Here is a 12,573-nt window from a genome sequence, read left to right on the forward strand (position 1 = left end):
GCTGCGGGCCTTTCTTTCGTCAGGAGGATTGGATCAGGCCAGACCGGGCTGCAGCGCCCACCGCTGCGAGCCTTCGCCGAACGGACGGAAGAACAGGTCGCGATAGTGCTCGAAGACCTCGACGATCTTCGCCGCGAGGTCCTGTGCGACCGTTTCGCCGCGCTGGCGTTTCATCGCCGCGACGCGTTCGACGACATCCTTCTGGTGAGCGGACCCGCCCATGCGCATCAGCACGGCGGCCACATCCTCGGCCAGAGGATCGAGCTTCTTGCCCCACGGATTGGTGTTCTGAGCCATGCGGGACGCCCCCTTGTTCTCGACACTGAAGAACCGGTCGCAAAATCTCGCAGGGGATGCAAGCGTCACCGCGATTTCGTGATCAGGGAGAACAGGGAGCCTGTGGGCCAAACCGGCGTTACTTGGGCATGACTCGCGCTCTACACATCGCCGTGCTCGCCCTCGCACCGCTGACGGTTCTCGCGGCCTGCGAGCGTTCCAACGTCAATCCGCCGACCGAGCCGGCCGACCCTATCACCGCCGCGGGCTCCGACGCGCCACCGCCCGCTCCGCCGCCGGGCCTCGACAGCCTGATGCCGGGCGCCGGCCCCGCCTCCTTCGTCGGCCGCTGGGCGGCCCAAGCCTCGTGGTGCGCCAACACCAGTGGCGCGGAACAGCCGATCAGCATCTCCACGACGCGGTTCGAAGGCTACGAGAACAGTTGCGCCATCACCTCGCTGGACCAGGTCAACAACGGCTACGAGGCCACCCTCGCCTGCGAGGCGGAAGGCGCTGCCAATCGCGAGCGGGTGCGCCTTTCAGCCGTCGGCGAGGCGTTGAGCCTGACGTGGCTCAACCGCGACAACGCGGTGGTACAACTGATCCGCTGCCCCAGCGCGACGCCTGCGCCGGCCGGGGCGGACGAAAAGAGGCCTAGTTGAACAGGAAGTTCATCACGTCGCCGTCCTTGACGACGTAGGCCTTGCCTTCGGCCCGCAGCTTGCCGGCTTCCCGGGCCTTCGCCTCGCCCTTGAACGCGACGTAGTCATCGTAGGCGATGGTCTCGGCGCGGATGAAGCCTTTCTCGAAATCGGTGTGGATCACGCCCGCGGCCTGCGGAGCCGTGTCGCCGATATGGATGGTCCAGGCGCGCGCCTCCTTCGGTCCCACGGTGAAGTAGGACTGCAGGCCCAGCAGGGCATAGGCTTCGCGGATCAGGCGGTTCAGGCCCGGCTCGGCCAGGCCGAGGGTCTCAAGGAACTCCGCCTGCTCCTCGGCGTCCAGAACGGCCAGCTCGGAATCGATCTTGGCCGAGATGACGACCGACTTGGCGTTGTCGGCGGCGGCGCGCTTGGCGACCAGCTCCGACAGCTCATTGCCCTTGTCGGCCGAACCTTCATCGACGTTGGCGACGTAGAGAGCGGGCAGGGAGGTCAGAAGCTGCAGCATATGCCACGCCTTCTGGTCTTCCTTCGAGATCTCGGCGACGCGGGCCGGCTTGCCGGCGCGCAATTGCTCCAGCGCGAGATTGATCAGACGCAGGGTGCCCTGCATCTCCTTGTCGCCGGTCTTGGCGCGCTTCTCGACGTTGGCGTAGCGCTTTTCGAGGCTTTCGAGGTCGGCCAGCATCAGTTCGGTTTCGATGATCTCCAGATCCGAGATCGGGTCGATGCGGTTCTCGACGTGGGTGATGTCGTCATCGACGAAGCAGCGGGCCACGAAGGCCACGGCGTCGCAGTCGCGGATGTTGGCCAGGAACTGGTTGCCCAGACCTTCGCCCTTCGACGCGCCACGGACGAGGCCCGCAATGTCGACGAAGGTGATGCGCGACGGGATGATCTCCTTCGAGCCCGCGATCTCGGCCAGCACGTTCAGGCGCGGCTCCGGCACGGCCACGTCGCCGGTGTTCGGCTCGATGGTGCAGAACGGGTAGTTGGCCGCCTGGGCCGCCGCTGTCTTGGTCAGGGCGTTGAACAGGGTGGACTTGCCGACGTTGGGCAGGCCGACGATCGCGACTTTCAGGGCCATGAGGCTGGGTATTCCTAAGTGAGCGCGAGCCTTTAGCGGGTCGCGGCCCGTTTGTCAGGCTCGCGCTTGATCGGCAGGCCTACTCGGCCGTGGGCTGACGCACCTCGGCCACGACCTCGATCGGATTGGCGACCTCGAAGCGCAGGGTCAGAGGTACGGTCTGGCCGGCGGTCAGCGGCTCGGAGACGCCCAGCAGCATGATGTGGTTGCCGCCGGGCTTCAGCTCGACGGGCTGATCGGCCGGAAGCGGCAGCCCTGCCTTGAGCTCGGTCATCATCATCATGCCGCTCTCGATCTTGCTCTCGTGGATCTCCACGCGCCCGGCGATCGGGGAGCTGACCGAAACGAGCCGGTCCGGTCCGGTCGTGCGCAGGGTCAGGTAGCAGCCGGTCATCTGGCGGCCATTCGGGGTTGGACGGCAGAAGGCTTCCGAGGCGGTGGCGACGGAGACCCGTTCGGAGCCGCCGGACGGCCCTTGGCTACAGGCGGAGAGGGCGACAGGGGCCAGCAGGCCCACGAGAAGCAGACGCTTCATGAGAAGCTCCTTTCAGGACGCAACGGGGCGGAGCCGCCGCACCGCCCTGACTGCCTGATCCAGCAGCAGGGCGACGAGAAGGCTCAGTCCCGTCAGGGGATAGAGGATGCAGAAGGGAATGACGATGCCAAGCACCGCAGCACGCAGACGACGGCCGGGCGGGGCGACTGGCGCACCAAATCGACCCTTGGGCCGGCGGCGCCACCACATGATCGCGCCGCTGATCGACAGGACCCAGATCGCGATGCAGCCCAGAAGCATGAGGATGCGGTTAGCCTGACCGAACTGGGTGCCTTGGTGGGTGTAGATGCCCCACTCGATCGCCTTTGCCGCCGGGCCGAACTGCGCGTAGCCGATGTCGGCTGCGACCGCGCCGTCCGGGCGGACGTAAAGGGCGCGGCTGTCCTCGACCTTCACGACCTGCGCAGTCGCCGTCCAGGTCGCCGCCGGATCGGACGGGATCGACAGGATGTAGGGTCGTGCCAGCTGTTGCCTGTCGACGGCCTCCAGCACGGTCGCCAGATCGCCGTGGGCATGGCCGGGCGTATGCAGGATCATGCCCTCCATCGTCCAGCCCGCGCCGACGGGGGCATCGTCGTGATGAGCCGTCTGCCACGCCCCGGCGACAGGCGCGGGCGGGCGGCCCCAGGGCGTGTTCTTCACCGCCCCCATCACCTGCTCGCCCCAGACCGCGGACCAGGGCATGCCAGTCACGGCGAGGAAGACGATGATCCCGCCCGCATACAGGCCCGTAACGGCGTGCAGGTCCCGCCAGAAGGGTCGTCCGGCCTTGGCCCTTATCGTCAGGACGCCCACCTCCCGCTTGCGGGGCCACCACAGATAGGCCCCGGTCGCGACGAGGATGATCGCCCAACCGGCCACGATCTCGATCAGCAGGTTCGCCCACGGCCCGGCGATGGCGAGGCTGTGGATCTGCTTGACCGTTTCGGTCACACCGCCGGCCGGCGTCGTGCCGGTCACCCGAGCGGTGTAGGGATCGACGAAGACGAACCGCTGGTCGCCGTCCGGCTCGCGGACGGTGAACCGAACCGCCCGATCCTCGCGGGCCGGCCTCAAAAGATTGACCACGACGCCCGGCTGGGCTGCCCTCGCCGAAGCCAGCCAGGCGTCCGGAGACGCCTGCGTCGCCGCCGGCGTCACCTCGGCCACGGGGCGCTGGAGAGCATCCTCGATCTCGGCCTGGAACAGATAGATGCCTCCGGTCAGGGCCAGCAGCATCAGGAAGGGCAGGACCAGCAGGCCGGCATAGAAATGCCAGCGCCAGACCGCACGATAGGCCCCGTCCATCAGTACTGCACCTGCAGGCCGACGTAGGCCGAGCGTGGATCGCCGGGGAAGTACCAGGCGCCATCCAGCCCTCGCGCATTCGCCTGCACGGCGGTGCCGGCGATGTACTCCCGGTCGAACAGGTTCCGGACATCGGCGAACCAGCGGACGCTCTGCGTCACCTCGCCGTACAGACGAAGGTGGGCCAGCGTGTAGTTCTCCGCCTTCACCGTATTGGCGTGATCGATCCAGACGCCGGAGGGCTGCCATTCGATCGAGGGCGCGACTGACAGCCACGACGCCGCCTGCCATTCCAGTTCGGCATGAAGCAGGTGTTGGGCGATCCCGGCGATGCGATAGTCGCCGTAGTTCGCATCGCCATCGAAGTGGAAGTCGTTCAGCAGGTAGGTCGCCCGCACACTGACGGCGTCGCCCAGCGGCAGGCTGGCGCCGAGCTCAAGCCCCTGATGGATAGTCCGGTCGGCGTTGGCCGTGCCGATCGAGTTTCCGGTCGCATCGGTCAGCGCGAGCAACTCATTGTCGATCCATGCCCGATAGGCGACCGCCTCCAGCCTCGCCGGCCCCGCATGCCGTCGCCAGCCGAGTTCCAGCGTGGTGGCTTCCTGCGGGTTCGGAATCGGCAGCAAAGGACGAACGGCCGCCTCGCCGAAGGGCGCGGGCTCGAAGGAGCGACTGGCGTTGGCGAAGACCTGATCGGTCGGAGACGAAGCCCAGATCAGCCCCAGCTTCGGGCTGAACGCCTCAAAGGTCTTGTCGTAGCTGCCGGCGGGGTTCGTGACGTTCTCCAGCGTCCGAGTCGCCCGCGTGGCCTGGGCCCCAACCTGAAGCGTCAGGTCCGGCGTGAGGCCATGGGAGTACTCTGCGTACAGCGTCTGCAGGTCCGCCTGCACCTCGTTCAGGCCCGTCCGGACGCCGGGGCTTCCGTTGGGATTGGTGTACCGATCCTCCGTGCCCTCGTACCGGCCCACCGAGACGCCGACGATCAGTCGCCGGGCCAGATCCGAACCGCCCAGATCGAAGGCAGCCCGCAGATCGACTCCGATGTCATCCGAGGTCTGGTCCAGAATGCCCATGGTCATCGGGTGGAAGCGGTCACGCTCCGAGACCCAGGCCGAGGCGGTGATCTCGCGCCCGGCTTCCGGCGTCCACGTCAGCCGGCCCGCGGCACGGTTGAGCGTGTAGTTGTTGCCGGCCTTCAGGCGCGAGCTGTTTGGCGCGGCCTGTCGGGGGTTGGCGTCCAGGGCCGCCCTGGAGAGGCTACCCGGAAGCTGCAACTCGCTGTCGATGTGCGTCAGGTACAGGCGCCCCTCCAGCGCGTCGCTGAACCGGTAGCCGAGGTTGCCCGTGATGCGGGTCGCCTCGGTCGCCGAGTTCTCGCGCCAGCCGTCCTGTTCGCTGCGTGTGGCGCTCAGAACGCCGTCGAGAGAGGCGTCAGCGCCCGCCAGCATGGCGTGGATACGCTGCTGACCATGTGAACCCGCATCGACCCTGAGCCTGGAGCGATCGGCGGTGTGCCCGGTCGGCGTGACGAAATTCACCGCGCCGCCGAGCGTGCTGGCGCCATATTCCAGCGCATTGGCTCCGCGCCACACCTCGATGTGCTGCAAGGCCAGCGGGTCGATCGACTGGTAGTCGCCGCCGCCGTCGGCGAGGTTCAACGGCACGCCGTCCTGATAGAGCTGGACGCCGCGCATCAGGAAGCCGCGCTGGATGCCGGAACCCCGGATCGAGAAACGCACCTCCTCGCCGTGGCGCGTCTGGGCGTAGACGCCGGGCGCATAGGTCATCAGGTCCGAAAGGGTGGTGGCGCGGCCGTTCTCGAAATCAGCGGCGGCGATCACGGTGGTGGCTCCGGCGCGTTCAGCCAGTCGGGCGGCAGAGGCCTGCATGGCCCGATCGGCCTCCGAGCGTCGCCCTTCGACGATGACTGTGTCCAGCCTCGCCTGGGACTGGAGTTCGGGAATGTCGGAGGCGAAGGCGGGAGCGGCCATAGCCGCGAGCAGCAGCGCGCACGGCGCCGCACGGGTCATGAGAGACATGGGAAATCCTGAAACAGAGAAGATCGCCACGCGGCCGGACGGCGACGTGGGGCGACGCGCGAGGCGTCAGGTCTGCTTCAGGCGAGGGGCGGGGCGGTGGACGGCGGACGTGGCGGCGCACGGGCCGGCGGCGGAGGGCTAACGCTTTCGGCAACCCAGACAGCAGCGGGTGCGACGACCGGCGCGGCTATGGGCTCGGGCGACGGCGGAACAGGCAGAGCCGCCAGCAGCGGCATCACGCAGGCGGCGCATTTCGCCGGCTCGGCCTTGCCTCCGGGACCATCGACGTCGCCGCCGACCTGCACGGTCTGCGGGCCCTGAGACGAACAGAAGACAATGGTCTCGCCCGGACGGGCGGCGGCCATGGCGCCGAACGGCAGCAGGGTCCCGAGCACGATCGCGAACGTCGCGGCCAGGAAGGCCAGCGAGCGCGATAGCGACCAGTGATCAGCGGTGCTGCGGTTCACCCGTCTCGTCTAGCTGCGCCGTCGAGCGATGCAAGGCGCGATCGTGTCGCGCCCGTCGCCCTCAGCCCTGATTGCCCTGCGCGGCCTGTCGCGGGCTGAACTTCGGCGCGGGGGCCAGGCGCATGACCTCGCCCTGGTACCGCTCGTCGTCACCGGCGAGGGCGAAGGGCAGGGCGTCGGCGCAGGCGTCCAGCATGGCCTGAAGCCAGGTCTGGTCGGCCTTGGCGAAGTCTCCCAGCACATGATGATGCACCAGCTGCGGATCGCCCGGATGCCCCACGCCCATGCGGGCGCGCCGGAACTCGGCGCCCAGATGGCTGATCATGGAACGGACGCCGTTCTGGCCAGCGGCCCCACCGCCCTTTTTCATGCGGAAGCGGCCGGGCGCCAGATCGATCTCGTCATGGAAGACGATGACCTCTTCCGGCTTCACCTTGTAGAAGCGCGCCGCCTCGCCGACGGCCCGGCCGCTCTCGTTCATATAGGTCTGCGGCTTCATCATCAGGACCTTCACCGGCCCGCTGGCCGTCTGGACCTCGCCTTCGCGGATGACCGACTGGAATTTGGCTCGTTCGGGTCCGAAGTTCCAGCGACGCGCGATCTCGTCGGCCGCCATGAAGCCGATGTTGTGGCGGTTCTTCTCGTATTTCGGGCCCGGATTGCCGAGGCCGGCGACGATGATCATGGCATGCTCCGGACAAGGAAGCGGCCCCATCCGTAACCGGAAGGGGCCGCTCCAGAAACAGTCGATCGAAGGGTTTAGCCTTCGGTCTTTTCGCCCTCGGCGGCTTCGTCGCCTTCGGCCGATTGCTCGGTCGCCGGGACTTCGTCGGCGGCAGCGGCCTCGGCGGCAGCGGTTTCCTCGGCGATTGCTTCTTCGATCTCGTCAGCAGCCTTGGCGGCCGAAGAGGTCTTGATCGAGGCGATCACGAAGTCGCGGTCGGTGATGGTCGGCTCGACGCCCTTCGGGACCTTGATGTCCGACCAGCGGATGGTGTCGCCCAGCTTGTGGCCGGCCAGATCGACGATCAGGTCTTCCGGGATGTGATCGGCGCGGACGGCGATCTCGACCGAGTGACGGACGATTTCCAGCGAACCGCCCTGACGGAAGGCCTTGCACTGGTCTTCGTTGATGAAGTGAACCGGCACTTCGATCTTGATGGTCTGCTTTTCATCGACGCGCATCAGGTCGAAGTGCAGCGGACGGTCCGACACCGGGTCGAACTGCACGTCGCGGGCGATGACCGGCTGGGTCTCGTCACCGTACTTCAGGGTCACCAGGTGGCCCAGGAGCTTGCCGGTGTACAGCGACTTGCGGAACGACTTCTCGTCGACCGAGATGGCGACGGGAGCCTTGTCGCCGCCATACAGGATGCCGGGCACCATGCCAGCGCGACGGGCGGCGCGGGCGCCACCGGTGCCGACGCCATCGCGGACGTCCACGTTCAGAATGATCTCGGCCATCTCGCCTCAACAGAAACAGAAACGCCGCGCCAACCAGGGCCGGAGCGGCGGGGTATGCACCCTCGAATTCAAGAGCGCGGGCTATTACACGCAAGCGCCGGTGGACGCAACCGCCCACCGGCGCCAATCGCGCATTAACGGATTCAGCTACCGGCGGTCGGGGCCGTCGTGCTCGAGACCGACGCTGCCGCGGCGGCAGCATTGGCGGCCACCGAGGACTGCGCCGGGGCGTCCGCGATCGAGGTCGCGGGGGCCTCGGCCGGGGCCGGCGTGATGTTCTGCGCCGTGCAGGTCGACAGGTCGCGGGCGATGTGGCGGCCGATGCAGAACATGTCCTCATAGCTCGGCCGCGAGGCCGCGAGGCACTGGAACAGCATCAACTTGGACATGTTCAGGCAGAACTCGCTGTTCTGATCGACCGTCATGGCTTCGGTGCTGGCGCGTGATTCCTCCCCGCCGGCGCCGAGCGCGGCGAGAGCGGCCAAGGCCAGCGAACGGGTCACCGCAGGCGTATAGGGCGGACCCGAGCGACCGCCCGTCAGTTCCAGCCCTGTGCCAGCGTGGGCGGCGGTGAACAGCCGGGCCGATTCTTCGGCCGACGGCAGCATGGCGGCGGCCGACAGCGTCTTGGCGCCTTGCAGGCGGACTTCACGATTCGGGATCGGCGTCGTCGCCCATCGACGGCGCGGATCACGGCGTTCCTGGATGGTGTAGGCGTCGCCCTCGACGCCCTCTGCAATAAGATGCATGGCGGCGACGTCGCGGCCGAGGATGTCGACGATCAGGCCCGCGGCCGCCTCTGCGCCCGGCAGGGTCACGGCGGTGGCCGGATCGGCGATCAGTCGAGCGACCAGTTCCTGACGAACGGCGGGATCGACGGCGAAGGTGCGAACGCCGGCCACGAACTCCGGCGACTGCAGGGCGACGATAGAGCCGTAGGCGATCATGCCGCGCGACAACTGCGCCGGTTCATATGCGGCGCCCTTGCGGATCGCCGCCTGGATCGATTCCGCGTCCTGGAAGCCGCCCGCCGGGATGGTGCCGACATCGCGCATGAAGGCGACATAGATCGAGGCGGCCTGGGCCACACCCTCGTTCAGGGTCACGGCCGGGGGCGGAGGGGGCGGCGGAGGCGGGGGCGGCGGGGGCTCGTCGGTAGCGCAGCTGGCGAGAATGGCGGCAGCGGCGACGGCGGCCAATGCAAGGCCGCGGCGCATATGAGCGTGAAACATTACAGAACCCCCGTCGACCGCGCGCCCACATGCGCAGCGTCCCAACTGATGAGGCGCTTATATCGTGGGCAAAGAGGTTCTCCGAGCGTTAATCAAAGCGTTGCGGTCACCTCGCAATCACGTGATCGACCTAGCCGCCCGGCGCGCGATTTAGTCGCTCCGTCGGCGAGAGAACCCGCCCGGGAGGCGAAGGCGTCGGTGAAATTGTTACGGGCTGGCCGGCTGGAGTCTGAATAGCCGGGGCCGGCACAGGCGATGGCTGAAGGGCGGAAGGCGTGATCCGGGGCTGTGGCGGTTCGGGCGCGACCGACACATCGGACACGCTCACGATCGCAGCCGGCTGTGAGGCGCCGCGAGCGCACGTCGCGAGATCACGCACGATGTGGCGGCCCAAGCAGAACATGTCCTCGTAGCTCGGACGCGAGGCTGCAAGGCACTGATAGAGGTTCAGTTTGGACTCAGTCAGGCAGCCCTGGCTGACCGTTTCGGTCTGCAGCGCGTCGGTTCGGCTCTGGGCGGGGTTTCCGCCTTCGCCAAGGGCCGCCAGCGCGGCCAGCGCCAGAGCTTGTTCAACGATCGGAGGGTAGGGGGCTTCGCGGCGTCGATCCGTCGCGATGCCGAGGCCGGAACCAGCGAGCGCAGCCGAACGCAGCCGGGCGACCTCCGCTTCAGGCGCGAGCATGGTTCGCGTCGCGCCGGCCTTCACGGCGTCCAGCCTCTGGGAACGATCGGCGACATGCGCGACCGCCCATGCGCGGCGCGGGTCGCCGCGGTTCTGGATGGTGTAGGCGTCGGTCTCGATGGAGTCCGCAGCGCGGCTCAAGGCATCAATGTCATCGCGCAACACCGCCATGACGAGGCCCGCTCCGGCATCCGCTCCCGGCAGGTTGAGAACCCAGCGCGGGTCTGCGGCGATATTGTTTGCGAGCTCCTGACGGACGGAGGCGTGAGAGGCGTACTGACGCACGCCGGCGACGAACTCGGGCGATTGCAGGGCGACGATGGCTCCATAGGCGACCATTCCGCGCGACAGTTGCGTCGGATCGTAGGCGGCGCCACGGCGAAGTGCCGCCTGGACCTCCGCGGCGCTGGCGAAACCGCCCTGGATGGTCGCCATGTCGCGGGTGAAGCTCAGATAGATGGCCGCGGACTCGGCCACGCTGTCCGCCAGCGCGATCGGAGGCGGTGTGCGGGCGGCCAGTTCGGCGGCGATTCGCGCGGCTTCGGCCTCGGCGGCTTTTTCCGCAGCGGTGGTGCCGCAACTGGCCAGCAGCAGGGCGGCGGCTGCGGCGCAAACGCCGCGTACCGGAAACTTCGGCATGAATACTCCTCGATCCGCCCCGTGGCCGCCGATGCTATGTCGACGGTTCTGGCGTGAATGAGGCGAGGCCGATGCGGTTCCCTCGATCAGTCGAAAAGCTTCGAGACCGATTCCTCGTTGGCGATCCGACGGATGGCCTCGCCGATCAGCGGTGCGACCGACACGGTGCGGATCTTGTCGCAGTTGAGGACTTCGTGAGGCTGGTCGATCGAGTCGGTGATCACCAGCTCCTTCAACGGACCGTCCTGAACACGCTGGACAGCCGGGCCCGACAGGACGCCGTGACTGATATAGGCCGACACTTCGGTGGCGCCCTGATCGATCAGGGCCTTGGCGGCGTTCACCAGCGTGCCGCCCGAATCGACGATGTCGTCGAACAGAATGCAGCGGCGTCCCTCGACGTCGCCGATGATGTTCATGACTTCGCTCTCGCCGGCCTTCGGACGGCGCTTGTCGACGATAGCCAGATCCGCATCCAGACGGCTGGCCAGCGAACGGGCGCGCACCACGCCGCCGACGTCGGGCGAGACGATCATCAGGTCGTCGCCGCGCGGGTAGTTCTCCTTGATGTCCTGCGCCAGCACGGGCGTGGCCACCAGGTTGTCGGTCGGGATATCGAAGAAGCCCTGGATCTGACCCGCGTGCAGATCCATCGTCAGGACGCGGTCGGCGCCCGCGCGAGTAATCAGATTGGCGACCAGCTTGGCCGAGATTGGCGTGCGGCCGCCGGTCTTCCGGTCCTGCCGGGCGTAGCCGAAGTAGGGCATAACGGCCGTGATCCGCTTGGCCGAGGCGCGCACCAGCGCGTCGGTCATGATCAGCAGCTCCATCAGGTTGTCGTTCGCCGGATAGCTGGTCGACTGCAGGATAAAGACGTCCTCGCCACGAACGTTTTCCTCAATGACGGCGAAGACTTCGTTGTCTGCGAAACGCTTCACCTGGGCCTTGGTCAGGGGCATATCCAGGTGGGTGGCGATGGCCTGGGACAGCGTCCGGTTCGAGTTGCCAGCCAGCAGCTTCATGTCCGGTCATCCTTTCGGCGCAATCGCCCGGCTGACAATGCCGCCGCGCGTTGGCGGGCTTCATATCAGCGGATCGCCGGGCCACAAGGCATGAGGACGTCTTTTTCGGCGTCTCTTCATGCATTGGCGCAGGGTTGTTCGCTGGTGTAGAGATCGCGTCACGTTCGGGGGCGCCGCGGGTCGATGCCCACGGCAAGTCATGTTCAGGGGCCTGAAAGAAGGCCTGAAGGCCGCAGGGCCAAGCACAGAGGTCGTTCTTGTCCGCTTCGAAGTATCGCTCCGGCCTGGCCCTGGCGCTCGTCGCCGTTTCGGCCCTGTCTCTCGCTGCCTGCTCGGGCAACCGCGGCAACCGCCCGCGTCTGGCCTATGAGGAGCGTCCGGTCGAGCAACTCTACAACACGGGCTATGCGCGCCTCGAATCGCGTCGGTGGGCCGATGCGATCGATTATTTCCAGGAAGTGGAGCGTCAGCATCCGTATTCGGAGTGGTCGCGTCGCGCGATCCTGATGCAGATCTACGCCTACTATCAGAACAACAACTATCTTGAGGCCATCCAGGCGGCCGACCGCTTCATCGCCCTGTTCCCGGGCAATCCGAGCGCGCCCTACGCCTTCTACATGAAGGCCATCTGCAACTTCGAGCAGATCACCGACGTGGGCCGCGATCAGGGCTATGCCCAGGCGTCGCTGGAAGGCCTGCGCGATGTGGCCCGTCGTTACCCGGGCACCGCCTACGCCATCGACGCCACGGTCAAGATCGACATGGTCAACGACCAGCTCGCCGGCAAGGAAATGGCCATCGGCCGCTACTACCAGCGCGCCAACCAGCCGTTGGCGGCCATCAACCGCTACAAGGCCGTCATCGACAACCAGTCGTTCCAGCGCACCTCGCACACCCCCGAGGCCCTGTTCCGTCTGGTTGAGGTCTACACCCTGCTGGGTCTGAAGGACGAAGCGAACCGCAACGGCTCGGTCCTCGGCTACAACTATCCGGGCAGCCCCTGGTATGCGGAAGCCTACGCGCTGCTGACCCGCGAGGGCGAGACGCCGACGGTCCAGCCGACCGGCCAGCGCGAGAGCTGGCTGCGCCGCATCATCCCGGGCTGACGTTTTCGATATGTTCCGCTAGCTTCGGGCTTCCCCGAGGCGGCGGCGCACCGC

The 12,573-nt window shown here is 67.2% G+C and carries 13 protein-coding genes; 2 read left to right on the forward strand and 11 right to left on the reverse strand.

Going from position 1 to position 12,573, the window contains the following annotated elements; all coding sequences use genetic code 11:
• Positions 1 to 33: 33 nt before the first annotated feature.
• Positions 34 to 297, reverse strand: coding sequence for a hypothetical protein (locus ABDZ95_RS06805; protein ID WP_343792000.1), 264 nt, complete (start codon positions 295 to 297; stop codon positions 34 to 36).
• Positions 298 to 425: 128 nt separating this feature from the next.
• On the opposite strand from ABDZ95_RS06805, the gene ABDZ95_RS06810 reads away from it, so the two are divergent.
• Entirely contained in the window at positions 426 to 938 is a 513-nt protein-coding gene (locus ABDZ95_RS06810; RefSeq protein WP_343792002.1) for a hypothetical protein, read from the forward strand.
• On the opposite strand, the gene ychF is transcribed toward ABDZ95_RS06810, so the two are convergent.
• The 10 genes from ychF to ABDZ95_RS06860 form a co-directional block, all read right to left on the reverse strand.
• Complete coding sequence (gene ychF / locus ABDZ95_RS06815) at positions 931 to 2,025, reverse strand: redox-regulated ATPase YchF (RefSeq protein WP_343792004.1); 1,095 nt, start codon at positions 2,023 to 2,025, stop codon at positions 931 to 933. The genes ABDZ95_RS06810 and ychF overlap by 8 nt on opposite strands.
• A gap of 79 nt (positions 2,026 to 2,104) precedes the next feature.
• Positions 2,105 to 2,560 (reverse strand): copper chaperone PCu(A)C, encoded by a 456-nt coding sequence (locus ABDZ95_RS06820; protein WP_343792006.1) that lies wholly within the window; start codon positions 2,558 to 2,560, stop codon positions 2,105 to 2,107.
• A gap of 12 nt (positions 2,561 to 2,572) precedes the next feature.
• A complete protein-coding gene (locus tag ABDZ95_RS06825) occupies positions 2,573 to 3,868 on the reverse strand; it encodes a PepSY-associated TM helix domain-containing protein (RefSeq protein ID WP_343792008.1) in 1,296 nt (431 codons plus the stop codon).
• Entirely contained in the window at positions 3,868 to 5,907 is a 2,040-nt protein-coding gene (locus tag ABDZ95_RS06830; RefSeq protein ID WP_343792010.1) for a TonB-dependent receptor family protein, read from the reverse strand. The genes ABDZ95_RS06825 and ABDZ95_RS06830 overlap by 1 nt, the downstream gene beginning before the upstream one ends.
• 77 nt (positions 5,908 to 5,984) lie before the next feature.
• Positions 5,985 to 6,374, reverse strand: coding sequence for a DUF2946 family protein (locus ABDZ95_RS06835; RefSeq protein ID WP_343792012.1), 390 nt, complete (start codon positions 6,372 to 6,374; stop codon positions 5,985 to 5,987).
• 61 nt (positions 6,375 to 6,435) lie between these two features.
• The gene (gene pth, locus ABDZ95_RS06840) at positions 6,436 to 7,059 is read right to left on the reverse strand and encodes an aminoacyl-tRNA hydrolase (protein WP_343792014.1); all 624 of its coding nucleotides are present in this window, start codon (positions 7,057 to 7,059) and stop codon (positions 6,436 to 6,438) included.
• 74 nt (positions 7,060 to 7,133) lie between these two features.
• Positions 7,134 to 7,838, reverse strand: a complete 705-nt coding sequence (locus ABDZ95_RS06845) for a 50S ribosomal protein L25/general stress protein Ctc (protein WP_343792016.1) — start codon at positions 7,836 to 7,838, stop codon at positions 7,134 to 7,136.
• A gap of 143 nt (positions 7,839 to 7,981) precedes the next feature.
• Complete coding sequence (locus ABDZ95_RS06850) at positions 7,982 to 9,070, reverse strand: hypothetical protein (RefSeq protein WP_343792018.1); 1,089 nt, start codon at positions 9,068 to 9,070, stop codon at positions 7,982 to 7,984.
• A 130-nt stretch (positions 9,071 to 9,200) separates the two neighbouring features.
• The gene (locus ABDZ95_RS06855; RefSeq protein WP_343792020.1) at positions 9,201 to 10,391 is read right to left on the reverse strand and encodes a hypothetical protein; all 1,191 of its coding nucleotides are present in this window, start codon (positions 10,389 to 10,391) and stop codon (positions 9,201 to 9,203) included.
• 86 nt (positions 10,392 to 10,477) lie between these two features.
• Positions 10,478 to 11,413: a ribose-phosphate pyrophosphokinase gene (locus ABDZ95_RS06860; protein WP_343792022.1), complete on the reverse strand. Its 936-nt coding sequence runs from the start codon at positions 11,411 to 11,413 to the stop codon at positions 10,478 to 10,480.
• Positions 11,414 to 11,670: 257 nt separating this feature from the next.
• Between ABDZ95_RS06860 and ABDZ95_RS06865 the strand changes: the two genes are divergently transcribed.
• Entirely contained in the window at positions 11,671 to 12,519 is an 849-nt protein-coding gene (locus ABDZ95_RS06865) for an outer membrane protein assembly factor BamD (protein WP_343792024.1), read from the forward strand.
• Positions 12,520 to 12,573: the final 54 nt, after the last annotated feature.

Source organism: Brevundimonas kwangchunensis (assembly GCF_039523815.1).
Lineage (GTDB): Bacteria > Pseudomonadota > Alphaproteobacteria > Caulobacterales > Caulobacteraceae > Brevundimonas > Brevundimonas kwangchunensis.